At 34.1% G+C, this 25720-nt stretch carries 23 protein-coding genes; 8 read left to right on the top strand and 15 right to left on the bottom strand.

What is annotated here, in order from left to right; translation table 11 throughout:
• The first annotated feature begins 54 nt into the window (after positions 1–54).
• Complete coding sequence (locus AC6CHK_RS01560) at positions 55–621, top strand: hypothetical protein (protein WP_498092892.1); 567 nt, start codon at positions 55–57, stop codon at positions 619–621.
• A gap of 63 nt (positions 622–684) precedes the next feature.
• On the opposite strand, the gene tsaB is transcribed toward AC6CHK_RS01560, so the two are convergent.
• The 8 genes from tsaB to rpiB all read right to left on the bottom strand — a co-directional run bounded on the left by tsaB (position 685) and on the right by rpiB (position 7624).
• Positions 685–1359 carry a tRNA (adenosine(37)-N6)-threonylcarbamoyltransferase complex dimerization subunit type 1 TsaB gene (tsaB, locus tag AC6CHK_RS01555; RefSeq protein WP_498092890.1) on the bottom strand — a complete coding sequence of 225 codons (675 nt, stop codon included), beginning with the start codon at positions 1357–1359 and terminating at the stop codon, positions 685–687.
• A gap of 23 nt (positions 1360–1382) precedes the next feature.
• Positions 1383–1823, bottom strand: a complete 441-nt coding sequence (locus AC6CHK_RS01550; protein WP_498092888.1) for a hypothetical protein — start codon at positions 1821–1823, stop codon at positions 1383–1385.
• 1 nt (position 1824) lies between these two features.
• Positions 1825–2574, bottom strand: coding sequence for an SDR family NAD(P)-dependent oxidoreductase (locus tag AC6CHK_RS01545; RefSeq protein WP_498092886.1), 750 nt, complete (start codon positions 2572–2574; stop codon positions 1825–1827).
• A 44-nt stretch (positions 2575–2618) separates the two neighbouring features.
• Positions 2619–2990, bottom strand: coding sequence for a YraN family protein (locus AC6CHK_RS01540; RefSeq protein WP_498092884.1), 372 nt, complete (start codon positions 2988–2990; stop codon positions 2619–2621).
• Positions 2991–3025: 35 nt separating this feature from the next.
• Positions 3026–3955 (bottom strand): S66 peptidase family protein, encoded by a 930-nt coding sequence (locus AC6CHK_RS01535; RefSeq protein ID WP_498092882.1) that lies wholly within the window; start codon positions 3953–3955, stop codon positions 3026–3028.
• Complete coding sequence (locus AC6CHK_RS01530; protein WP_498092880.1) at positions 3952–4638, bottom strand: LysE family translocator; 687 nt, start codon at positions 4636–4638, stop codon at positions 3952–3954. Before AC6CHK_RS01530 ends, AC6CHK_RS01535 begins: the two co-directional genes overlap by 4 nt.
• Positions 4639–4803: 165 nt before the next feature.
• Positions 4804–6957, bottom strand: coding sequence for a ribonuclease R (rnr, locus tag AC6CHK_RS01525; RefSeq protein ID WP_498092878.1), 2154 nt, complete (start codon positions 6955–6957; stop codon positions 4804–4806).
• 232 nt (positions 6958–7189) lie between these two features.
• Positions 7190–7624, bottom strand: a complete 435-nt coding sequence (gene rpiB / locus AC6CHK_RS01520; protein WP_498092876.1) for a ribose 5-phosphate isomerase B — start codon at positions 7622–7624, stop codon at positions 7190–7192.
• A gap of 632 nt (positions 7625–8256) precedes the next feature.
• Here rpiB and AC6CHK_RS01515 point away from each other — a divergent pair.
• Positions 8257–9447 (top strand): phosphoglycerate kinase, encoded by a 1191-nt coding sequence (locus AC6CHK_RS01515; protein WP_498092874.1) that lies wholly within the window; start codon positions 8257–8259, stop codon positions 9445–9447.
• Between the two features lie 244 nt (positions 9448–9691).
• Here AC6CHK_RS01515 and AC6CHK_RS01510 read toward each other — a convergent pair whose 3' ends face one another.
• From AC6CHK_RS01510 to AC6CHK_RS01485, 6 genes are all read right to left on the bottom strand, one after another.
• On the bottom strand, positions 9692–10513 hold the full coding sequence (locus AC6CHK_RS01510; RefSeq protein ID WP_498092872.1) for a class I SAM-dependent methyltransferase: 822 nt from the start codon (positions 10511–10513) through the stop codon (positions 9692–9694).
• 101 nt (positions 10514–10614) lie between these two features.
• Positions 10615–12477, bottom strand: a complete 1863-nt coding sequence (mnmG, locus tag AC6CHK_RS01505) for a tRNA uridine-5-carboxymethylaminomethyl(34) synthesis enzyme MnmG (protein WP_498092870.1) — start codon at positions 12475–12477, stop codon at positions 10615–10617.
• Positions 12478–12661: 184 nt separating this feature from the next.
• Positions 12662–13069: an rRNA maturation RNase YbeY gene (gene ybeY / locus AC6CHK_RS01500; protein WP_498092868.1), complete on the bottom strand. Its 408-nt coding sequence runs from the start codon at positions 13067–13069 to the stop codon at positions 12662–12664.
• 4 nt (positions 13070–13073) lie between these two features.
• Positions 13074–15230, bottom strand: coding sequence for a patatin-like phospholipase family protein (locus AC6CHK_RS01495; RefSeq protein ID WP_498092866.1), 2157 nt, complete (start codon positions 15228–15230; stop codon positions 13074–13076).
• Positions 15231–15232: 2 nt separating this feature from the next.
• Complete coding sequence (locus AC6CHK_RS01490; RefSeq protein WP_498092865.1) at positions 15233–17680, bottom strand: bifunctional UDP-N-acetylmuramoyl-tripeptide:D-alanyl-D-alanine ligase/alanine racemase; 2448 nt, start codon at positions 17678–17680, stop codon at positions 15233–15235.
• 225 nt (positions 17681–17905) lie between these two features.
• Positions 17906–18499 (bottom strand): thymidine kinase, encoded by a 594-nt coding sequence (locus AC6CHK_RS01485; RefSeq protein WP_498092864.1) that lies wholly within the window; start codon positions 18497–18499, stop codon positions 17906–17908.
• Between the two features lie 61 nt (positions 18500–18560).
• On the opposite strand from AC6CHK_RS01485, the gene AC6CHK_RS01480 reads away from it, so the two are divergent.
• From AC6CHK_RS01480 to fabG, 3 genes are all read left to right on the top strand, one after another.
• Entirely contained in the window at positions 18561–20015 is a 1455-nt protein-coding gene (locus AC6CHK_RS01480) for a DUF8457 domain-containing protein (protein ID WP_498092863.1), read from the top strand.
• Positions 20016–20017: 2 nt separating this feature from the next.
• The gene (gene rsmI, locus AC6CHK_RS01475; RefSeq protein WP_498092861.1) at positions 20018–20695 is read left to right on the top strand and encodes a 16S rRNA (cytidine(1402)-2'-O)-methyltransferase; all 678 of its coding nucleotides are present in this window, start codon (positions 20018–20020) and stop codon (positions 20693–20695) included.
• Positions 20696–20837: 142 nt separating this feature from the next.
• On the top strand, positions 20838–21581 hold the full coding sequence (fabG, locus tag AC6CHK_RS01470; RefSeq protein ID WP_498092859.1) for a 3-oxoacyl-[acyl-carrier-protein] reductase: 744 nt from the start codon (positions 20838–20840) through the stop codon (positions 21579–21581).
• A 590-nt stretch (positions 21582–22171) separates the two neighbouring features.
• On the opposite strand, the gene AC6CHK_RS01465 is transcribed toward fabG, so the two are convergent.
• Complete coding sequence (locus AC6CHK_RS01465) at positions 22172–23212, bottom strand: GMP reductase (protein WP_498092858.1); 1041 nt, start codon at positions 23210–23212, stop codon at positions 22172–22174.
• A gap of 69 nt (positions 23213–23281) precedes the next feature.
• Here AC6CHK_RS01465 and AC6CHK_RS01460 point away from each other — a divergent pair, with 69 nt between their 5' ends.
• Genes AC6CHK_RS01460 through AC6CHK_RS01450 form a run of 3 tightly spaced genes read left to right on the top strand, consistent with a single transcriptional unit; the run spans position 23282 to position 25684 of the window.
• Entirely contained in the window at positions 23282–24037 is a 756-nt protein-coding gene (locus AC6CHK_RS01460; protein ID WP_498092856.1) for a prolipoprotein diacylglyceryl transferase, read from the top strand.
• On the top strand, positions 24034–24267 hold the full coding sequence (locus AC6CHK_RS01455; RefSeq protein WP_498092854.1) for a hypothetical protein: 234 nt from the start codon (positions 24034–24036) through the stop codon (positions 24265–24267). The genes AC6CHK_RS01460 and AC6CHK_RS01455 overlap by 4 nt, the downstream gene beginning before the upstream one ends.
• Before the next feature lie 13 nt (positions 24268–24280).
• Positions 24281–25684, top strand: a complete 1404-nt coding sequence (locus AC6CHK_RS01450) for a radical SAM protein (protein ID WP_498092853.1) — start codon at positions 24281–24283, stop codon at positions 25682–25684.
• Positions 25685–25720: the final 36 nt, after the last annotated feature.

Below are 25720 nucleotides of genomic sequence, written 5' to 3'. Positions count from 1 at the left end.
GCAGTCTTTTTTGTTTATCTATTTTTTTCTCAACTTAATATAGTAAAATTATAAATGAAAAAACTAGTTGTTTCTATTGGATTATTTATAGCAATAAGTATATCTGCTCAAGAAAATAAGTGTGGATTACAAAAATCTGAATTTGATATTTATCGTGTTGATACTGCAGATTTAACATGCATAGCAAAAAATTCTAATAAGAAAAATACTCTATTTTTTACATTTGCGCGTTGGTGTGCTCCTTGTTTATATCATTTACCTAATTTTCTAAATATTGAAAAAGATCACAATGTTGATTTATATGTACTTTTGATTGATTCAGAAGGACATAAAATGATAAAATTAGCAAAAGATTATATTTTAGAAGATTATCCAAATGCTAAAATTTTGGTATTAAAAGATAAGGATAAAAAGAATAGTAAAAAATATAAGGATTTTATTAAAGAAGTTACTCCAAGCCAATTTGAGATGATCCCAGATATGTCAAAATATATAGTATTTAATAATTCTGGAGAAATTCAGTTAGTTACAACGTGGAAAGACAATAAAGAGTATCCTGAATGGAAAGATGACACGTCAACCATAAAAAGGATAGTTTTACCTTTATTAGAAAAAAAATAAATCATAATGCGCTCTCGAATTCGAGAGCGCATCTTTTAATTTGATTGTTCTAATGAAATATTCTTAGCTTTTCTTTCTCTTCACACCATGAAAATCCTTCAAATAAAAAGGCTCAAAATAAGCTGTATCTTCAAAAACTTTATTTTTTATTTTTTCTAAAGTTTTCTTCACCAAATATTGCGCAGACGGATAAATATCTTCATCAAAATCAGCATTCGGAAGCTGCAAAATTTCCTTTGCTTTTTTTGCTCCGTCACCTACAAATAGGACTTTTTTATTTTTAAACTCTTCAAAAGAAAATTCGTCTAAAATTTTAGCTTCAGTCGGATTAATTTCATTTCCTGTATTTCCATCATAAACAGCCGTATAAACCTCCATTCTTCTCGCGTCAACTAAAGGCATTACAAGATCGTAATCTTTGCCTAAAAAAGGCTCAATCATGCTTTCCAAAGAATTGACAGCAATCAATGGTACTTTTAAACCATAACAAAACCCTTTTGCCGAAGCCGCACCAATTCGCAAACCTGTATAAGAACCAGGCCCTTTTCCCAATGAAATAGCTTCAATGTCTTTCATAGAAATTTCTGCTCCCTCCAAAGCCCATTCTACAAAGGCGTGAAGGCTTTCAGATTGTTTATAATTTTCGGAAACTTCTTCGCAAATACACAACAGCTTTTCGTCATCCGAAATGGCAACCGAACAGTTTTTGGAAGAGGTTTCGAGGTATAGGATTTTCATTTGGGTAAAGAATTTTTGCAAATTTATGGCTTTATTTCTACACTTTGCCGGCTCCAAAGTTTCCATGCAGATTTCTTTTTAATCCAGATTTCAAGTAAAGCCAGTTTCATTTCAAATTTTTGATCTTTATAAAGTCCGGAAACATTTACCGTTCTTCTGATGCTTGCAAAGTTTTTATGCTTTTTAAATTCAGAAATTTCAATTTGTTTGATTTTTTTATAAATGACTTTTCTTGAAGCAAAATCTTTTTTAAAATCGTCTAAATTCTGGATCCAACCATTGGAATGACCGAAAGAAACGTCCGAACACAGAATATCAACAATCTTATCATCATTATTCTGCATATATTGATCTAAAAGTGAAATACTTTCAAAAAATTTTGCGTCTTTCTGAGGTATTTTTATGTTCTGACAATTCCAAAAACTTAATGAAAAAAGCAGAAATAAAAGTGATAATTTTTTCAATTTATTTTCTGTAAATCGTTCTGGGTTCACTTTGAGCGCTCGGATAAATTGTCATATCTGAAACCGTAACATGTTGCGGAGCATTCACACAATATGCAATCGCATCAGCAATATCTTCTGCTTTTAAGGCTTCATAACCTGCATAAACTGTTGCCGCTCTTTCCTGATCGCCTTTAAATCTTACTAAAGAAAAGTCTGTAGAAACCGCACCCGGCTGAATATTGGTCACTCTGATTCCAAATTCGGTAAGCTCAATTCTCATCCCCTCAGAAATTACATCAACCGCCTTTTTTGTGGCACAATAAACGACGCCGTTTGCATACGTTTGTCTTGCAGCGACAGAACTTATGTTGATAATATGACCCGAATTTCTTTCTTTCATCATCGGAATCAGCATTTTAGATACATATAAAATTCCTTTTACATTTCCGTCGATCATAGAATCCCAATCTTCCGTACTTCCTGCAGAAAGAGGTTCCAAACCGTGTGCATTTCCTGCATTATTAATCAGAACATCGATGTTTTTCCATTCTTCGGGAAGAGAATTGATGGCATTTTCAACTTCCTCAAGATTTCTGACATCAAACTTTAAACTAAAAACTTCAGTTAAGGCTGATAATTCGTTTTTTACAGATTCTAAAACTTCCGTTCTTCTTCCGCAAATAATGATTCTGTTTCCCTGTTTTGCAAAAAGCTCAGCAGTAGATTTTCCGATTCCGGAAGTGGCTCCGGTAATGAGTATTGTTTTCATTTCTTGTAAAATGTATATCTTAATTGTATAAAATATGTTATCAATTAATTTGCGTCAAACGCTTCAAACGCATCAATGATATGTTCAATAATTAATTTTCCTTTTTCGTCGGGTAGCACCGAAATAATATCAAATCTTGCTTCCAGATTTTTATTAAACTCTTCCAAATAATGATTGGCAGCGGAGACGATTAATGATATTTTCCTTTTGTTTACGGCTTCCTGCGGCAGCATAAAAGCATCAGTTGAGCGCGCTTTTACTTCAGTGATGATGATTAAATTGTCTTTTTCGGCAATAATATCAATTTCGGCTTTCTGAAAACGGAAATTTCTCACAAGAACTTTATAGCCGTTTTTTATCAAATATTCAACCGCTAAATCTTCTGCTATTTTTCCGAATTCGTTGTGTGAAGCCATCTTTTGTGAGTTGTAAGTTTTGAGCGGTTAGATTATTAAAATTCAATTTTAACCTTATTCTCAACCTTCATTTTCACATTTCCGCCAATAATCAACGGCTTATTTTCATGAATATGTCCATTCGGAAAGCCAAAAACTACAGGAAAACTGTACTTTGAGATTCTGTCCGAAATCAGTTGATAAGCAAATTCATCAAAGCTTTCTTCGTAATTTTTATTTTCTTTTTCATCGCCCATATTGGTCATTCCACCAACAATAAATCCTTTGATTTTTCTAAAAACGCCAGCCAGTTCTAAGCTCATCATCATTCGGTCTAATGCATAAAAATTTTCACCAATTTCTTCAATGAATAAAATTTTATCTTTAAAATCAAATGAATATTTCGTTCCTAAAAGCGCATAAACCAAGGCTAAATTTCCTCCAATTAATTCACCTTCAATATTTCCTTTCTTGTTAAATTGATTTGGTTCTAAACTGTATTTCAGTTTTTTTCCTTTTAAAATATCAAAAGTCAGATCATAACTTTCATCGGTAACGCCAAAACTTGAAGTTTTAACCGTTTGCCCGTGAATCGAAGCAAATCCTTTTTTCAACAAATAGCTTTGAATAACGGTATTATCCGAATATCCGATGTACCATTTAGGGTTTTTTGTAAAAGCTTTCAAATCAAGATTCTCAACTAAATGCTGGCATCCGTAACCGCCTCTTGAAGCCCAAATTGCTGAAATTTCAGGATCATTCAAAGCCCAATTGATATCTTCTGTTCGCTGTTCTTCCGTGCCGGCATAATTGTAACCGTTTGCAAATTTTGTATAAAGATTTTCCCCTAAAACAGGCTCAAAACCTTTATTTTTTATCATTTCTAATCCCTTTTCGAGATGCTTTGGATCTACAGCTCCAGCCGGAGAAATGACCGCTATTTTATCGCCTTTTTTAAGAAGTTTTGGAAAAATTATTTTTTTCATTGATTTTTTTTGAATTTCAGTTCTTTTTGCTCTGCTTCTTCCAATTGCTTATCAAACTGATTAAACATTTTAAAACTCTGAAGAAATATGAAAAAACTAAACAGGATCAAAACGACACCAACTCCTTTTCGGATATTATTAGCCAATCTTTGAGTTAATTTATAATGAAACTGCTTGGCAAGAAAAATTTTAACAAAATCGATCATTAGATAAGTAGCAATCACAATTCCTAAATAAAGTATAACGCTTTCAGTATCAGGATATTGGTTTCTCACGCCAATCACTGTAACCAGCCAAAAAAGGATAACACCAACATTGAGAAGATTAAAAAGAAATCCGTTTAAAAAAGTTTTAAAATAATTCTGACTGATCAGTTTTTCTTCTCCCGGCAAGTGCATTTTGGTTCTTGTAACCATCATTATAATTCCGTACGCAAGGATAAGAATCGCCGTAATTCTGTAAAAACCCGGATGTTTATCAATCAAATCAACAATATCCGCGCTTGCATAATAGGCTGCAATAATACATAACAGATCTGCTGTAATAACGCCCAAATCCAATGCTAAAGCGTGTTTCGGGCCTCGTGAAAAACTGGTTTCTATTAAAAGGAAAAAAATAGGACCTATAAAAACCAGGCTCAACATGAAACCCAGACCAATGGCCGAAAATACAAGTTCAAACATCCAATATTTGTTTCTATCCCAAATTTAAAAATTATATTTCTATTTGTCTTTAAAAATGATCTTTTTAAGCTTTTATTTAAAAAATATCTGAAGTTTCAGAACAAAAAAAGACCGCCATTTGGCAGTCTTTTAAATATGTTATTTTCAAACGGAATAATTTATCGCTTAATTTTCATCAACAATCTTAAAATCCAGTTGTTTTTGAATTAAATTGGCCTTTATCACTTTAATATGAACCTGATCTCCCAATTGATATCTTTTTCCTGTTTTGGAACCATAAACCGCATGTGTAGACTTATCATAAGTGTAAGAATCATCCATTAAATCTCTTAATTTTATTAAGCCTTCAGCTCCATTTTCAGGGATTTCTACCCAGAAACCAAATTCGGCCACTCCAGAAATCACTCCTTTGAAGGTTTCTCCCAAATGCTTCTCCATGAACTTTACCTGCATAAACTTGATAGAATCTCTTTCTGCATCGGCTGCCAGCCTTTCTCTTGCGCTGCAATGTTTTGCTTTCTCTTCAAGCTCATTTTTGTCAGGAGACTTTCCGCCATCCAAATAATGCTGAAGCAAACGATGCGCAAGTAAATCCGGATAACGACGAATAGGAGACGTGAAGTGCGAATAATAATCAAAGCCAAGACCGTAATGTCCAATCGGTTCTGTGGAATAGATCGCCTTACTCATGCTTCGCATTGCCAAAGTTTCGATCATATTTTCTTCACCTTTACCTTTTACATCCTGAAGTAGATTATTTAAAGATTCGGCAACTTTTTTGGTATTTGCCAAATCCATTTTATATCCGAAAGTAGAAACAAAATCTCTCAAAGCCTCTAGTTTTGCAGGATCCGGATCATCGTGAATTCTATAAATAAACGTATTGTTATTCGGTTGACCTTTTTTCAAGGAAACAAATTCAGAGACTTTCCTGTTGGCCAAAAGCATAAATTCTTCAATCAAATGATTTGAATCTTTACTTATTTTAAAATAAACTCCGATTGGTTCATTATTTTCATTCAAATTAAAGCGAACTTCACTTCTGTCAAAGGTAATTGCACCGTTTTTAATTCTTTTCTGACGCATGATTTTTGCGAGCTTATCCAGAACTAAAATTTCTTCCGTTAAATCACCTTCTTTAGTTTCAATTCTTTCCTGAGCTTCTTCATAAGTAAATCTTCTGTCCGAATGAATCACGGTTCTTCCAAACCATTGATTTATAACTTCAGCCTGATCATTCATTTCAAAAACTGCGGAAAAAGTAAATTTATCCTCGTTCGGACGAAGTGAACAAACATCATTACTTAAAACTTCGGGCAACATCGGAACAACTCTGTCAACTAAATAAACTGAAGTTGCTCTTTCATACGCTTCATCATCCAACATCGTTCCAGGAACTACATAATGCGAAACATCAGCGATATGAACCCCGATTTCCCAGTTTCCGTTGTCTAATTTTTGAATAGATAAGGCATCATCAAAATCTTTTGCATCTTTTGGGTCAATTGTAAATGTGCAGATTTTACGCATATCTCGGCGTTTTGCAACTTCTTCATCAGTAACTCTTCTGTCGATTTTATCGGCATCTCTTTCCACTTCTTCAGGGAAATCGTAAGGCAAGCCGTATTCTGCTAAAATGGAGTGAATTTCAGTTTCATGTTCTCCAGGCGCACCTAAAACCTGAAGAATTTCGCCTTCCGGGTTTTTATCACCAAGCTTCCATTCGAGCATTTTTACCACTACTTTATTTCCATTTTCAGCGCCGTTGATTTTACCTTTCGGAATAAAAATATCTGTGTTAATGGTTTTTTTATCACACACAACAAACCCGAATTCTTTGTGAGGAACGAGCTGAAAAGTTCCTACAAACTCTGTGCGGCTTCTTTCCAATACTTCAAGCACGGAGCCTTCCATCTTTTTACCTTTAAAATTATAGGTAACAATAAGAACTTTATCGCCTTGTAAAGCGTCTTTCACGTTTTTTGAATGTACGAAAACATCGTCTTTTAAATTTTCTACTTTTACATAGGCGTTTCCAGACTGATTAAAATCTATAATTCCTGTTAAAGTTCCTTCAATATTGAGATTGATGATATATTTTCCTTTTTCTGTTTCTTTGATTCTTTGGTTTGACAAAAGTTTGTGCAAAGCCTGAATCACCAATTCGCGCTGTCTCGGATTTTTATAATCTATTCCGTCTGAGATTTGCTTATAATTGTATATTTTGGTTTGGTTTTGATTCATGAAACTTAGAATCAATCTTCCGATTTCCAAGAGTTTTGAGTCATTTTTCTGACTTATATATTTTTTCTTTTTCATTTTAATAATTCTTTAAATTGAATAATATCAATTTTCTTTCCAAGTCTTTAATAAGTGGATTTTTTTAGTCTGTATAAATTTAATACAAATAAGGAGAAGAGGGAGAAAACCTTTGATAAATGTTGTTTGAGGTTTTAGTGGAATAAATAGACTGGTAATTTCTATTTGATGATGCAAATATAAGGTATTAAAAATAAATAAGTCCTGTAATTTGATTTACAGGACTTTACATTTAGCAGAAAGCAATTTTATCTACTCTGTTTTGATGTCTTCCGCCTTCAAAATCGGTCGAAAGAAAATTATTGACAATCTCAATCGCAACTTCTTTAGAAATAAATCTTGCAGGAATTGAGATCATATTGGCATCGTTGTGTTGTCTCGCCAAAACAGCAATTTCCGGCATCCAGCACAATGCACAACGTATTTTCTGATGCTTATTGGCTGTGATTTGCACACCATTTCCGCTTCCGCAAATAAGGATTCCCAGTTCGCTGTCTCCGTTTTCTACCGATGTTGCTGCAGGATGTACAAAATCCGGATAATCTACACTTTCTGTAGAAAAAGTACCGAAATCCTGAACTTCAAACTGCTCTTCAAGATGTTTTTTGATGATCTCTTTATACTCAAAACCGGCATGATCTCCGGCAATAGCGATCTTTCTTTTCATAATTGATGATGTACTTATTAGATTTATTCTCTACAAATTTAAGTATAAAATATAAATTGTTATTTAATGACTGGTAAAATGTGAAAAGCAGTGTGAATAACTGTGGAAAACTTTCTCAAACTAATTGTTTTTTGAATACTAAAATTTACTAATGAACTAATGTTACGCAAACTCAATACAAAACTTTCAAAATCTTTCCGGGGATTAATCTTTGTTTTCTCCATAGTAAAGTAACTAATAAAGGGTGTTGTCTAAAAGTTATTAATATCTGTTGATAAGTCTTAAATTATTCACGCTTTCAATAATTTACATTGTGAATTAAATATGAATTGAATTCAAACTATATGTTATGAAGTTTTATCAGAAAAGTTATCCCCGAAATTCACAACACTCAACAACAGCTATCATTCTTTTTTATAAATAAAGAAAAAATAATGTTGATTATTGGATAATAGGATTGTGATAACTTTTTTGAAAACTTTTAGCTTTTTGGATGTTTTGAAAAAGTTTAAAATCTTACATTTGTGAAGAGAAAATTCAAAAATATTTATGAAATCGGCAGGCTTTAGTTTTTCACAACATTTAACCAAAAGTCGATTCCAGATGACCAAGAAAATAATTATAAAGTACATATGAAAACAATCAATGATTTCAATTTCAAAGATAAAAAAGCTTTAGTAAGAGTAGATTTCAATGTTCCGCAGGACGATCAGTTGAAAGTAACGGATAATACAAGAATTGCAGCAGTAAAGCCAACAGTAGAAAAAATCCTTAAAGACGGCGGATCTGTGATTTTAATGACGCATTTGGGCAGGCCAAAAGGAGAAGTAAAAGATGAGTTTTCTCTAAAGCATATCGTAAATGACGTTTCTGAAGTTCTTGGACATGAAGTGAAGTTTGTAGAAGAATCGATCGGTGAAAAGGCAGTAAAAGCTGCTTCTGAACTTCAGGCGGGAGAAATTTTATTGTTAGAAAATCTGCGTTTTCATAGTGAAGAAGAAAAAGGAGATGAAGCATTTGCTGAGCAACTTTCAAAACTTGCTGATGCTTATGTAAATGACGCTTTCGGAACAGCTCACAGAGCGCACGCTTCTACAGCTGTAATTGCTGGTTATTTTCCTTCAACTAAATTTTTCGGTTTATTAATGGAAAATGAATTAAAAGCAATTGATAAAGTTTTAAAAAGTGGTGAAAAGCCCGTTACAGCTATTCTTGGCGGTTCTAAAGTTTCAACTAAAATTACCATTATAGAAAATATTTTACCTGCTGTTGATAATTTAATTATTGGCGGAGGCATGGCCTTTACCTTCATTAAGGCTTTGGGTGGTAAGATTGGAAATTCTTTGGTAGAAGAAGATAAATTACCTTTAGCATTAGAAATTTTAGGTAAAGCAAAAGAGCATAATGTAAAAGTATATTTACCTTCAGACACTGTAATTGCTGAAAGTTTCAGTAATGATGCAGATAGAAAAGAAACTGATATCTATGAAATTCCTGAAGGATGGATGGGACTGGATGCAGGCCCAAGATCTCGCGAGCAGTTTAATGATGTTTTATTAAATTCCAGAACAATTTTATGGAATGGTCCAATCGGAGTTTTTGAAATGTCAAATTTCGCTGCCGGAACTATCGCCCTTGGTGACAGTATTGCGGAAGCAACAAAAATGGGAGCTTTCTCTTTAGTTGGAGGAGGAGACAGTGTAGCTTTTGTAAAGCAGTTTGGCTATGATGAGAAAGTGAGTTACGTTTCTACGGGAGGCGGTGCGATGTTGGAAAGTTTAGAAGGCCTTGAACTTCCCGGTATTGCTGCTATCAATCAATAAATTTTTATAAAAGTATAAAATTTAAGTCTGCTGAATTTCGGCGGACTTTTTTGTTTTTTGAATTAAGTATTTATAATAAAAGATAATTTCTATCTAGTTTGTTTTAAAAATATAGTTTAGCCTAATCTAAAGGTTATAAATTTTAAAAGTTTGAAAATTTAAATTATGTAAGAAATAATTGTTAAAGATTATTTTTCAAAAATTCTAAAAATTGGCTTTCAGAAATAGCTTAAAAATCGATTTTCTATTTTTTTTCGACGATGTATATCAAACTTGAAAATTCGTTGGAAAATAATGCTTTTATGTTAGAAATCGTTCCATGAACAATTGCTTTTAGCCAAAATAGGGGTGATTTTTTGTATTTTTCGCTCAGCATCGAAATATAATAAGAGTCTAAAATCAAAGGTTTAATTTTTCTCATTTTCCAATTTGGCTTCTTTGAAATAAGATTTTCCATACCGTTTTTTGAAAAATGATAAATATGTCTTGGTACATCATAAGCTGCCCAGAAATCTTTATAATGTTTTGCATCGTAAGAAGTAGGGTTGGGAACAGCAATAATTAATAATCCTTTTTCTTTCAATTTTTTATGAAAAATCTCCAACATTTCATCCTGATTTTCGATATGCTCAAAAACATGCCATAATGTAATTGCATCTAAAGTTCCATCCTCAATGTTGGCTAAATTATCGATTATTTTCGCTTTTGATATTTTATTTTGAGCCGCTTTTCTGGCATCTAAATTAGGTTCAAAGCCAAAAGTTTCAAAATCATTTTCTATATATTTAACAAATTCTCCCGCACCGCAACCATAATCCAAAACTTTAGAACTCTTTTTTATTCTATCAATAAGGATTGTTTTTTTGTATTGCAGATTAAAAGATTGTAAAAATTTATATAATTTTTCTTTTAAACTTCCTGAATCCTGATGATGAGAAATGTAATTTTCACTTTCATAATATTTAGAAATATTGGATGGAATAGGAGTGGTTTTATAAACTCCTTTTACATTTATTTCTTTGATTTCAAATATTTCTTGTGAAAGAAAATGATCTTTAATTTTCATGAGTTGTCTGCTATTGTAAAAAATGAAATTTGAAACTAATTAGCCTCAAATCTCATATTAATTTTCAAAATTATTAAATGTTTCACGTGAAACATGTTACTTTATCTGCCTAAATAAACCATTAAAACATTAATATCAGCAGGCGAAACACCGCTAATTCTTCCTGCTTGAGCTAAAGTTTTTGGTCTTACTTTTGTCATTTTTTGCTTAGCTTCAGCAGAAAGGCTTGCCAGCTTTAGAAAGTCGAAATCCTCTGGAATTTTCACATTTTCGAGTCTGTTTAGCTTTGCAACGTTCTCTTTTTCCTTTTCTATATAGCCTTTATACTTGATATTAACTTCAGCCTGTTCTCTTACTTCATCGCTATATTGAGAAGTTACTTCTTTTATAGAATCAATTTCATCCAGTTTATCTAAAGTGATATTTGGTCTTGTAAGAAATTGAGAAGCTCTGTAAGCTTGGTCAACAGAATTACTTTCAATACTTTCTAAAATAGGATTAATAATTCCGGGCTTTAAAGAAGTTTCGCGAAGAAAAGCTTCAAGTTCCTGGCTTTTAGCGATTTTCTCTTCAACCTTTTTTAGTCTGTCTTCTTTTGCTAATCCTAGTTTATAAGCTTTTTCCGTTAATCTGATGTCTGCGTTATCCTGTCTCAAAAGCAATCTGTATTCTGCACGAGAAGTAAACATTCTGTACGGTTCTTCTGTACCTTTTGTAATCAAATCATCGATTAAAACGCCGATATAAGCTTCATCTCTGTTAAGAATGAATTCATCCTTGTCATGAACCTTATTGTGTGCATTAATGCCCGCAATTAAGCCCTGTCCGGCTGCTTCTTCGTATCCTGTTGTACCATTAATCTGGCCTGCGAAATATAAATTTTCGATCAGTTTTGTTTCTAAAGTATGCTTTAGTTGAGTAGGAGGGAAGTAATCATATTCAATAGCATAACCGGGACGGAATACTTTTACATTCTCAAATCCAGGAATATGTTTCATTGCTTTGATCTGAACATCTTCCGGAAGAGACGAACTGAATCCGTTTACATAAATTTCAACAGTTTTCCAACCTTCAGGTTCTACAAAAAGTTGATGCCTTGTACGTTCTGCAAAACGGTTGATTTTATCTTCAATGCTTGGACAATATCTTGGGCCTATACTTTGAATTGTACCATTGAACATTGGACTTCTGTCGAATCCTTCACGCAAAATGTTGTGTACAGTTTCGTTAGTATAAACGATATGACAGCTTAATTGTTTGGTTAATTTAGGGCTATCTAAATAGCTGAATTTTTGTGGATTTTCGTCTCCTTTTTGTTCTTCCATTTTAGAATAATCAAGGCTTCTTCCATCTACTCTTGGCGGAGTACCGGTCTTCATTCTTCCAGCTTCAAAACCTAGAGAAACCAATTGTTCGGTAATTCCGAAAGCTCTTGGTTCACCCATTCTTCCGCCTCCTAATTGTTTATCACCAACGTGGATTAATCCGTTCAGGAAAGTACCATTGGTAAGAACTACAGAGTTTGACCTGATTTCAATTCCTAGAGAAGTTACAACACCTACTGCTTTATTATTTTCTATAATTAAGCTCTTCACCATATCCTGAAAGAAATCAAGATTGGGAGTATTTTCTAATGCATAACGCCATTCTTCTGCGAAAAGCATTCTATCGTTCTGTGTTCTTGGAGACCACATAGCAGGACCTTTTGAAAGGTTCAGCATTTTAAATTGTATCGCAGATTTGTCAGCAATAATTCCAGAGTAACCTCCCATTGCATCTATTTCTCTTACGATTTGTCCTTTGGCAATTCCACCCATTGCCGGGTTACAGCTCATCTGTCCGATGGTCTGCATATTCATGGTAACTAATAAAGTTTTTGATCCTAAATTGGCAGCAGCAGCAGCAGCCTCACAACCAGCGTGACCTGCACCTACTACAATTACATCATATATTTCTGAAATCATTTTAATTGCTTATTTAAGCCTTAAATTTTTAAATTCTGTATAAAATGTTTCACGTGAAACATTGTGTCGGAATGAGGCTTAAAATCGCCTGTATTCCGTGGTTTCTAGCCCCGATGGTAGCATTTGTTTGCTCTTTTTTCTTTGAAAAAGAAAAAAAGCGAGTACGGACAGCGGGAATTAGCTCCTAATTATATTTTGCAATATAAAAGTCTTCTTTGCTTCGCATTTCCTGCTCTTCTTCTTCTGATTTATCTTTATAACCACATAGATGTAGAATACCGTGAGCCAAGACTCTTCTTAATTCTTCTTCGTAGTTTTTGGATAGGGTAGAAGCGTTGTCTGAAATGCGCTGCAAAGATACGAAAATCTCTCCGCTTATTGTTTTACCTTTCACAGAATCGAAAGTAATGATATCGGTGTAATAATCATGCTGCAGATAATCCTGATTGATCTTGAGCAAATATTCATCGTCACAGAATACATAATTGATATCACCAAGTTTTTTTTCTTCTGAAAGAATGATTTCTTCCAGCCATTTTGTATACTCTGTATTGACAGATTCCGGTAGGTTTTCGTAAAAGAATTGTATCATTGTTTTAAAACCAGTGTCCTAAAATAACACTGAATATGCCTTTTTGATTATTTTTAAGTGAATGGCTGAAGTTGAATTTAATCTGTCCGAAAGGAGATTTGTATCCCGCCATTATTCCTACAGAGCTGTAATTTACTTTTACAGCATCTTCAAAACTTATATCATCTGATAAGTTTGCAAAAGAAAAGTTTCCGCTCAGGAAAAAGTTTTTATAAAATTTAAATTGAATATCATTTGAAATCAAAGCAACATTGTTGGAATTGAGCTGTGCAAAATAAAAGCCATTAAAAGTTTTGAAATTGATCACATTTTGCTCAAAAATACCACCCAATCTGTATTGATAAAATTGCGGAAGATTATCTCCGATCGTGATTCCGCCGTACAAATTAAGATGATAGCTAAACTGTTTTGAAAGTGGAATATTGATCCTAATATCTGCTTTTACCTGAACGACTCTTTTTTCAACCTCAGATTTCATTAAGTCGATTACTTTACCCTCGGCATTAAGATAAAAGCCTTTTCTTGGAAAATCTCTGTCATTTTGGGTATCACTTTTCAGAAAAACATAAGGATTGAGAAAACGGTTGTATCGTACATTGGTTCCGTTCATTTCTGCTTTGAAATAATCATGGCTCAAACCGGCACCAATTGCAAACTTATCCTTCCAAACCGACTGAATATAGGCTTCATTTCTGAGCCATTCCCATTGATCAAGTGTGATATTATCATTTCCTTTTAAATCGAAACTCATTCCTGAAGAGTAAATTCCAAAGCCCGGAATATATCCGTTATCAATAAAATAATTCAAATAATAACGTGGTTTGTCACCGACAATAACATCAAATGAAAGGTTGGAGTTTTTAAAAAGCAGTCTTTTTGCAGAATAATTAAGCAATAATCCGGTCTTAAAAATTTCGTCATAATGCAGCCCGAATTTTAAAAAATGTCTTGCATCATCTTCTGTTACGTATAATTTCAGATAATTGATATTGTTGGCAGTCATAATATCATAATTAATAAAACGATAATTGTTGGTTGCCACCAATTTGTCAATTCCTTTGTTGATGCTTCCATAAGTCTGCATCGAAGGAATACGAAGTCCCATTTTACCTAAAACATAGTTTTTAGCGTAAATTCTCGCTCCTTCCAATGCAATGCTGTCAATCTTATAAACATTCGAATAAATAGGATTTACAGGATGTCTGAGTCGGTCAAAAGACCGTTTCGGCAATTCATTCAAAATATCGACATATTTGAGACCTTCCACATAACCGCTGTCAAGGATTTTTTTCTTATCATCATAGCTTGTAGCGGTCATTCCGATAAGATTTGGCTTTATGTTGATGTCTGTATGTTTGTATTGACGTCGTGTATCTTTTTGGATTCCAAAATCGATTACCTGGTTCAGAATCGCAATAATATTGTTTAAATCTTCCCTTTTCGATAAATCCTGATTAAGATCTACACCAATAACAATATCGATTCCTTTATCTTTTAGCGGCTTTGAAGGATAATTTACCGTCATTGCACCATCTATATAAATGCTGTCACCAATTTTTACAGGATCCATCAGCGAAGGAAAAGCAGAACTTGCCATTATGGACTGTACCAAATCACCGTTTTCAAAAATCTTCATATTTCCACTTTCCAAATTGGTAGCAACGCACATAAAAGGAATAGGCAATTTTGAAAAATCATCAATCGTGGAAACATTTTTTAATAAATTTTTCAACAAATAAACATTTTTCTGTCCCGAACTGATCGAAGACGGAAGGTTAACTTTTCCGTTTTTTAAAGGAATTGATAAAAGATATTTGTCAACAGATTTATTAAAGAAAGTGCTTTCCGTACGTGATTTTGGGTCTCTTATTAAAGAATAGAAATCGGTATCCATTACAATCTTTTCGATATCTTTTCCTGTATATCCCGCAGCGTACAGTCCGCCGACAATAGCTCCCATGCTTGTTCCGGAAATATAGTCTACTTTTACTCCCAAAGAATCTAAAACTTTCAAAACACCAACATGAGCAAAGCCTTTGGCACCACCTCCGGCCAAAGAAAGGCCGATTTTCGGATTTTTTGGAATTACCAAACCATCTTTTATCTGGGATTGAAATAAAAGCATTTGGAACAGGAATAAAAGGAACAAGATTTTTTTCATAATTAGTCTTTTATATAAATCCGTTTTACACGGGGAGAGATCGAGGTTAGCACTTCGTAAGTAATTGTTTTGCAATAATCTGCAAATTCTTTAAGGCTTGGTTTTGCATTAAAAACAATCACCGTATCACCTTCTTTTACATTTGGAATATGATCAACATTGATCATCATCATATCCATACAAATATTTCCGACAATTGGCGCTAAGGTTTTATTGATGCCTACATTTCCGACTTCATTTCCGATTAATCTCGGAATTCCGTCTGCATAACCGACAGGAATTGTAGCAATTTTAGTTAAATGTTCAGCCTTAAATTTCCTGCTGTAACCAACTGATTCTCCATTTTCTACCAAAGATATTTGTGAAATTACCGTTTTGAAACTCACGCTGGAATGCAACTGTTTCTGAATTTCAGGATTTGAAGACTCACCAAGCATTCCAATGCCAATTCTTACCATATTGTATTGATAATCAGTATAATTTGTTATCCCCGAAGAATTTAAAATATGGCGAAGCGGTTGATAGCCAAGATTTTCAATTAAATATCTTGAATGTTTATCAAAAGTTTCCAACTGATTTAAAGTAAATTCTTTTTCAGCAGGAATATCAGAAGATGATAAATGGCTAAAAATACTTTCGACTTTTAAATTTTTATATTTCAAACTTTGGATTAACTGATCCAATTCATATTCTTTAAAACCAAGACGATGCATTCCAGTTTCTAGCTTAATATGAATAGGATAATTTTTATCAGATCCGGATTTCTGAACAGCTTCATAAAATAATTCCAAAACCCTGAAGCTGTATATTTCAGGCTCCAGATTGTATTGAATCACAGCATCGTAGCTGTGCTGTTCAGGATTCATCACAACAATAGGTGTGGTAATTCCTTTTTTGCGTAGCTCAACTCCTTCATCGGCATAAGCAACACCCAGATAATCTATGTGATGATGTTGCAGGAATTCTGAAATTTCATAACTTCCTAATCCATAAGCATTTGCTTTTACCATTGCCATCATTTTGGTTGCAGGCTTAAGTAAAGATTTATGATAATTGATATTATGAAGAATAGAATTCAGGTTCACTTCCAAAACAGTATCGTGCTTTCTGAGCTCAAGTAAATCCTTTATTTTTTCTATTTCAAATTTTCTTGCACCTTTCAAAAGGATGATTTGATTTTCAATTTCTGTAAGATATTTACTTTCAATAAGTTCATTAGTGTTAATGAAAGTAAAAGTTTTAGATTTAAATAAATTGCTGAATTGCGTTATTTCATTTCCTATCAGAAAAACGGAATCGAAGTTTTGTTCATTTATCCAATCAGAAACTTCTTCGTAAAGTTCTTGCGAATTTGAATTTACGCCAACAATATCTGTTAAAACCAACGATTTTTTAGGTTTCTTATATTCGTTTAAAAACTGTAAAGCCGTTTTAAGGGAATCCAGATCGAGGTTAAAAGAATCGTTGATAATAATATTGCTTTTAATTCCTTCAATGGCTTCCAGCCGCATTTCTACAGCTTTTAAAGTATTTATTTTTTCAATAATTTTTTTATTTTCAACATTTAATTCTTTTAAAACGGTAAGCAAAGCTAAAACATTCGTTAAGGTCGCTTCGTCACGTTGATGAACAGGAAAACAGATTTCTTCGTCGAAATATTCAACAATGAAGTTTTCATCTTTAGAAAAATCATTTTTAAAGAAAACATTATTTTCATTACTCAAGCCGTAACTGATTAATTTTTTACCAGAATACAGCTCTTTTATTTTATTGGAAACCAATGAATTATCTCCATTGTAAATAATAACATCGGAATTTTTGAAAAGCTTTATCTTTTCATCAATCAGCTCTTCTTCAGAATCGAAATTGGCAGCGTGTGCGGTTCCGATGTGAGTTAAAAGCCCGATTTGCGGGTGAAAAATGTTTTCCAGTTTTTCCATTTCGTTGGGTTTGGAAATTCCAACTTCGAAAATTCCTAATTCATGAGAATTGTTAATTTGAAGCAGAGAAAGAGGAAGACCGATTTGCGAATTGAAACTTTTCGGGCTTTTTACTGTCGGAAATTCGTTCCAAAGACATTGATAAAGCCATTCTTTTAAAATAGTTTTTCCGTTGCTACCCGTAATTCCGATTGATTGCAAATTGGAATGTTCAAAATGATATTGAGCCAGTTTTTGAAGAAAATCAATTGTATTTTCAACAATAATCCATGTAATATTTTCAAAATGTGGATATTGATGTTCGGAAATAATGATATTGATTCCTCTGTCGATTGCAGATTCTATAAACTTTTCTCCTGAATTTTTTTTGGTATTAATTGCAATAAACGCAGCATTTTTTGTTGAATAAATGATCCTGCTATCAAAAGCTATATTTTTGATAATTAGTTCTTTATCACCAAAGATATGTGCATTGGTGATCGCTGCAATTTCGTTTACTGTATAATTCATCAACTTCCTTCTTCTTATATTTTCTATTTGGTTGGAAAATCACAAAAGGCGCAAAGTTTACAAAAATATTTAAGGTGCAAAAAATCAAAGACTTTCAGCAAATTACATCTCAAAATTTCATCAAAGATAAATCCTGGCGCCTTAAAAACGGAACTCAAATAAATTTCTTAGCGCCTTTGCGTTTTACTAAAATATTTCCAGCTCAATATTAATCTAAAACCTAAATTAACCATTTTTCTTCTTCAAAAGCACTTCCTCAATAAAAACACGGCGGCTTACTGCTTCATAACTTTCTGTTTCTCCCAATTCAACCAAATTATTTCCCTGAGAAATCCTCATCGAATAATTAGCCAAATTCCCGGTTCTCTTGCAAATAGCGTGCACTTTGGTCACATATTCAGCTGTTGCCATCAAATTGGGCATCGGTCCGAAAGGGCGACCCAAGAAATCCATATCCAGGCCTGCAATTACGACTCTTATTCCGTTGTTTGCCAATTCATTCGCTACTTCTACAATACTTTCGTCAAAGAATTGGGCCTCATCAATTCCTACCACGTCACAATTTGATCCCAAAAGAATAATTTCGTTAGGATTTTCTACTGCGGTGCTTCGGATCTTGTTTTTATTGTGAGAAACGACATCTTCATCAGAATATCTCGTATCTGTTTTGGGTTTAAAAATTTCCACATTCTGCCCCGCCATTTCAGCTCTTCTCAGTCTTCTGATCAACTCTTCGGTTTTTCCGGAAAACATTGAGCCACAAATAACTTCCATCCAACCGCTTTGTTTGGAATGATTAATTGTATTTTCTAAAAACATTTGTTATTTTAGCCGTAATATTTTAAGATCAAAAGTAAGCAAATTTTAATAAGATTCTTCTATGCAGAATATCCAAGATTTAAAGGAAAATATTTTTTTTGAATCCAAGAATATCATTAGTATTTTGGGCAAAATAAATAATGTTGACGACTTAGTTTCTAAGCAGGATCTTGTAGATGAGCTTATGAACAGGATTTCTTTTTTAGCGCTATTGGAAAAGAATGTAGAATATTATAAAAACGGAAATTCACGGTTTTCGGAAAAAATAGGAGATTCTGTGATGAATCAATCGGTTGATTTTCAGGATTTTTCTGATGAAGTGACCGAGGAAGAAGCAATTTTTAATAATGAGCTGAACGAGATTGGAGAAGATGAATCCGGTTTTTCAAATGAAATTAAAGAAGAGGAAGCTATTTTTAATAATCAGCTTAATGAAATTGTAGAAAACGAATATCATGAAAGCCTGATAAATTCTGTGGATGAAGAAAAGGATTCTGAAGAAACAGAAATAGTAGAAAACAATTTGGAAAAAGAAGTTTCAGAAGAAGATGTGTTTACTGATCAGCTTGATGAAATTGATGATTCAGAAACTTCCGAAACAGAGAAAGACGTTTTAAGCTTTGTAGATGAAGAACGGATTTTAGAAAATTCTGAACCTGAAAATAATGAAGATTCTGATGAAGAGATTTTTGATGAGGAAGTAACTGAAGAGGAAGCAGTATTTAATAATCAGCTTAATGATATCGAAGAAGATGACAAATCGTCTGAAGAAAATAATCAGGATAATTTAGAGGAAGAAAAAACAATTTATGAAGACTCCAAAGAAAAAATTCCAAGTATTTTTGATACGGAAAATTTAGATGATGAACTTCTGATCGAAGAAAATGAATATATTTCTGAAGAATTCAAATATCAAGACGAAATTGTTACAGAAAATTCCAACGTAGAAAATATTCTCACTGAAATCAAAAAAGATATCGAAAATCCAGAAGAAGATTCATTAAACGCCGAAGATTCCGAAAGAAGAAAAATAGTAGAAATCGATAAGCCATTATCTGAAAAGGAAAATCCGGCTTCAGACGAAAGTTTTGAAAATCTTGATGCTTATCATCAGGAGAAAAGAATAAGACTTGCCAATATTAAAGGATTAAAAAGCATTCAGACGCTGTTTGATGATGATCCTTTAGAAAGAGAGACAACGCAGGAGAAACCTGAATCTATTGCTAAAGAAGATGCAGGAAGCTTGTTGAAGACGAATATTCCGACCAATTACATGGAAGCCGAAAAGCAAAAGCCTGAGTTTAAACTAGATCTGAATGACAGAATGGCTTTTACGAAAATGCTTTTTGGAGGAAGCCAGACCGATTTGAATAATGCAGTTTCTGAGCTCAACCGTTGCAGAAATCTTGAAGAAGCAAAAGAATATCTGAGCGAGCTTTATTACGACAGAAAATGGAGTAAAGTAGACGAATATGCTCAAAGACTTTGGATATTGGTAGAAAATAAATTTTTATAATTTTGAGCGGAATCCTATATTTTGTTCCCACACCCGTTGGGAACTTAGAAGACATGACTTTCAGAGCAATAAAAACGCTGAAAGAAGTTGATTATATTTTATGTGAAGACACGAGAACTTCAGGAATACTTTTGAAGCATTATGAGATCTCAAAACCTTTAAAATCATATCATTTACACAACGAGCATCAGGCTACGGAAAAAGTGATTGCAGACCTTAAAAGCGGCCAGAATATCGCCATTATCACCGACGCAGGAACTCCCGGAATTTCAGATCCCGGATATTTATTGGCGAAAGCCGGCGCAGATCATGATATTGAAATGATTTGTCTTCCGGGCGCAACAGCCCTGATTCCTGCTTTGGTTGTTTCAGGTTTGCCAAATAATGAATTTTTGTTTGCAGGCTTTCTTCCTCCCAAAAAAGGCAGACAAACGAAGCTGAAACAATTGGCTGAAGAGAAAAAAACCATTGTTTTATACGAAAGTCCACACAAGATCAATACAACTTTGGAGCAAATCAAAGAGTTTTTTGGCGAAGAAACAAAAGCAAGCTTAAGCCGCGAAATTTCCAAGAAATTTGAAGAAACCAAAAGAGGGACAATTGATGAATTAATCGAGTTTTCTAAAAGCAAAACTTTAAAAGGCGAAATTGTTTTGATTGTGAATAATTCGTTGAAATAAAAGTACTGTAAAATTTGAAGTTTTAAAATAAAGATTCTTGAATTGCAATTTGTATATCTTTGCAGCTTTAAGATTAAATATGAAAATAGATTTTAACTAATCCGTTTGTATTAGCTAAAATAAATAACAACTATTAATATATATGAAACTATTAGAAGGAAAAGTAGCGCTAATTACCGGAGCTACAAGAGGAATCGGAAAAGGAATTGCAGAAGTTTTTGCCCAGCAAGGAGCGAAAGTAGCATTTACTTACGCAGGTTCCGTAGAAAAAGCTAAAGAATTAGAAACTGCTTTAAGTTCTGTTACTCAAATTAAAGGTTACCAATCTGATGCGTCAGATTATGATGCAGCTCAAAAATTAGTGGACGAAGTAATGGCTGAATTTGGTAAAATTGATATTTTGGTCAACAATGCAGGAATTACAAAAGATAATTTGCTGATGAGAATGTCAAAAGACGATTGGGACACGATTATCAAAGTAAATTTAGATTCTGTATTCAACCTTACCAAAGCGGTTATCAAGCCAATGATGAAGGCTAAATCGGGCTCTATTATCAATATGACTTCTGTAGTTGGAGTAAAAGGAAATGCCGGGCAAGCTAATTATGCAGCTTCAAAAGCCGGAGTTATTGGTTTTACTAAATCTGTTGCACTGGAATTAGGCTCAAGAAACATTCGTTGCAATGCTATTGCTCCCGGATTTATAGAAACTGAAATGACAGCTGCTTTAGACGAAAAAACAGTTCAGGGCTGGAGAGAAGGAATTCCTTTGAAAAGAGGCGGACAGCCGGAAGATGTCGCCAATGCATGTGTTTTCTTCGGAAGCGAAATGTCTTCTTATATTTCCGGTCAGGTTTTGAATGTTGACGGCGGAATGTTGACTTAAAAAATTTTAAAATAAACATAAAAAGGCTGCCTTCTATACAAATATGGATGGCAGCTTTTTAATTTAGCCCTGAATTAACGCTGAGGAATTGTTCGACCTTCGCAAAGACACAAGCTTTTAAATAAACTGTTGTTTAAAGAACAAGAACACACTTCGTTCAAACAAAGATTTCAATATTATAAACGTTGCCAATTTTATCGGAGATAAAATCTTTGCGCCTTAAAACATTCCAAATACCTTGCGCCTTTGCGTTTCCCAACAAAAAAAAGAATAAAAAACAGTTAAATTTCTGAAAATCAGTCAGAAGCGATAAGAAGCAAAAGTTTCCCGAAAGCTCATTACACCCTAGCAACAGCTTTTCGGGAAGCTCCGAAAGCTTGTCGCACCCCTGCAAGAGACTTTCGGGAAACTCCGAAAAGTTGTTGCACCCTAGTAACAAACTTTCGGGTAATCGGAAAACCTTGTTTCGCCTGCGCGTGAAGTTTTCGGAAATTAAACTTAAAGCCACCTCCAATTTAACATGATAAAACGTTTAATCAGAGATTCTCCTTAATAATCTTAAAAGCTTAATCCTTTCTTAATGGTTCAGTTCAATCATTAAAAACCTGGTTTTCCTGCTCCTGAACCCTTATAAAAGTAGTTCTTTTAGACAATTCTTTCAGTCTCGAAGCACCAACATACGTACACGTTGATCTTACTCCACCCAAAATATCTTTCACAGTTTCAGACACCGAACCTTTATATTTTATTTTTACGGTTTTTCCTTCCGAGGCTCTGTATTCTGCTACGCCGCCGGCGTGTTTATCCATTGCGGTTTTAGAGCTCATTCCGTAGAAAAGTTTAAACTTTTTACCGTTTTCTTCAATCATTTCGCCACCGCTTTCATCGTGACCGGCAAACATTCCGCCGAGCATCACAAAATCTGCTCCGCCGCCAAACGCTTTGGCTACATCACCGGGAACTTTGCAGCCGCCGTCTGCAATAATGTGGCCCTTCAAACCATGCGCAGCATCAGCACATTCTATAATCGCTGAAAGTTGCGGATAACCAACGCCGGTTTTTATACGGGTTGTACAAACCGAGCCGGGACCGATTCCTACTTTTATGATATCTGCGCCGACTAAAAGAAGCTCTTCTACCATTTCGCCGGTTACCACGTTTCCTGCCATAATGATTTTATCCGGAAAATCCTGTCTCGCTTTCTTTACAAACTGCACAAAATGTTCGGAATAGCCATTGGCAACATCGATGCAGAGAAATTCAATTTTAGGGTGCTTTTCAAGAATCGTTTTTATTTTTTCTTCATCGGCTTTTCCGGTTCCGGTGCTTAAAGCGATGTATTGATGAATGCTTTCAGGCTGATTTTGCAGAAAATCATTCCATTCATCCACAGAATAATGTTTGTGAACGGCGGTGATTATTTTGTCTTTTGCCAGCTCAACAGCCATTTCAAAAGTTCCTACCGTATCCATATTGGCTGCAATGATGGGCGTGCCTTTCCACTTTTTCTTTGTATGGAGAAATGTAAATTCTCTTTCGAGATCAACTTCGGAGCGGGATTTTAATGTAGAACGTTTTGGTCTGAACATCACGTCTTTAAAGCCCAGCTTTATATCATTTTCTATTCGCATTTTGTCTGTTGATTTAGTATTTAATAATTAAAATTAAAAATTTATCTTAAATATACTACTTTTGAAACCATGGATTTTCCTGTAACCTTTCATATTTTCGGCAAAACTGTTCTTGCGCATCCTGTGTTTGAAACATTGGGAATATTTCTCGGAATGCGCTATTATTTTTATTTAAAGAAAAGATCAACGGAGAAATTGTCTTTCAATACTTCTGCAGCCGTTTTAATCGGAGCAACTGCAGGCGCTTTAATTGGTTCAAAGCTCATCGGAAATCTCGAAAATCCATATGTTTTTTTTGAAAATTTTGATTTTAAAAGATTCTGGACCAATAATACGATTGTTGGCGGATTGGCTTTCGGGCTGATCGGAGTAGAATTGGCCAAAAAGATTGTTGGTCACAAAGAGAGCACCGGAGATTTGATTGTTTTTCCTTTGATTTTAGCAATAATTATAGGCAGGATAGGCTGTTTTCTTACCGGAGTGCATGAAGAAACTTACGGGCTGCCGACAAGCTCAATTTTCGGAATGCATCTTGGCGACCAATATTTGAGACATCCTGTTGCATTGTATGAAATTGTATTTTTACTTTTCCTTTGGGTTGAACTGAAAATGATTTCACGAAAAAATAAATATCCTTCAGGCTTTATTTTTCAGCTTTTTATGCTGAGTTATTTTACGTTCAGATTCTTTTTAGACTTTATTAAACCTAAAGTGGAAATTATCGGAAATTTAGGAACAATTCAATTGGTTTGTCTTTGTGTAATGATGTATTACATTTATAAAATCAAAACAGTTTTAGTAACACCAAAAGAAATTAAAATATGAAAACACTTACACTGCTCGAAGTTGGCGGATTAGAAGGCTTGGTCGCGATGATTATTCTTATAATTATTTGTGTGGCGGCCGTTGTATCTTTGGTCGTAACGGTTTTTGTAAAGCTGATTTATGAAAGCAAAGACGGTAGAAAGTTTTCCAGAAAACAATTTTGGATGACAATGCTTATTTCTATGTTGATTTGCGGATTGATAAGCGGTGTTGTTTGCGGTGGAATGTAAAAAAAATGAAATTATGCCTGTAAGAAATTATACTTATTACGATTATACGATCAGTCTTTGCCCCGAATGTCTGAAAAGAGTAGGAGCGAAGATCATCATTGAAGATGAAGCGGTTTTTATGACCAAAAGATGTCCGGATCACGGGTTTTTTAAAACAATGATTGCTTCCGATGTTCAATATTATAAAAACATCAGAAACTACAATAAAGCATCAGAAATACCGGTTCATTTCGGAACCGATGTCGAATACGGCTGTCCTTACGATTGTGGGCTTTGTGTAGATCATGAGCAGCACAGTTGTCTTTCGATCGTGGAAGTTACAGACCGCTGTAATTTGACCTGTCCGACGTGTTATGCGATGTCTTCGCCACATTACGGAAGCCACAGAACTTTGCAGGAAATAGAAGCAATGTTTGATATTATTGTTAAAAATGAAGGCGAACCGGATGTTGTACAGATAAGCGGCGGCGAACCGACGATTCATCCTGAGTTTTTTAAAATCATGGATATTGCCAAGACGAAGCCGATAAAGCATTTAATGCTGAATACCAACGGAATTCGTATTGCGAATGATCCGGGTTTTGCAGAGAAATTAGCAACTTATGCCCCCGAATTTGAGATTTATCTTCAGTTTGATTCTTTTAAGCCTGAAGTTTTGCAAGATTTCAGAGGAAAAGATTTGACGAATGTCCGCATGAAAGCTTTGGAAAAATTAAATGAACTCAATCTTTCGACAACGCTTGTGATCGTTCTTCAAAAAGGAAAAAATATTGACGAAATAGGAAAGCTGATTGAGTTTGCCTTAAAACAAAAATGTGTCCGCGGAATTACCTTTCAGCCCGTGGAAGTTGCCGGAAGAAACAGAGAAGATTCTGCACACGAAAAAATTACTTTAACGGAAGTTCGTCAGGAAATATTAAATCAATTTCCTCTTTTGAATAGTGACGACATCATTCCTGTGCCGTGTAATCCGGATGCTTTGGCGATGGGATATATTCTGAAGCTGGAAGGTGAAACAATACCTTTAACCCGATACATCAATCCTGCTGATTTATTGAATAATGAAACCAGAAACACGATCGTTTACGAGCAGGATACAGGTTTGCAGATGCAGCTTTTGGATATTTTCAGTACAGGAATTTCGGTAGATAAAGTGCAGCCTAAAGTAAATCAGCTATTGTGTTGTCTGCCAGAAGTTTCTGCTCCAAACCTGGATTATGACAATTTGTTCAGAATCATCATTATGAATTTTATGGATGCTCATGATTTTGATGTGCGTGCCGTAAAGAAATCCTGCGTTCATATTGTAAACAAAGATTTAAAAATGATCCCTTTTGAAACGATGAACCTTTTTTACAGAGATGATAAAAGCAAATATCTGGAAGAATTGAGAAAAGAAGATAAAGTGTTATTTTAAACAATAAACCATTACTGATTAAGGATTTCGTGTAAA

Source organism: Chryseobacterium sp. GQ58, from assembly GCF_059758895.1.
Note: the sequence above shows the minus strand (reverse complement) of the source record. Positions and strands in the feature narration are given on the sequence as shown.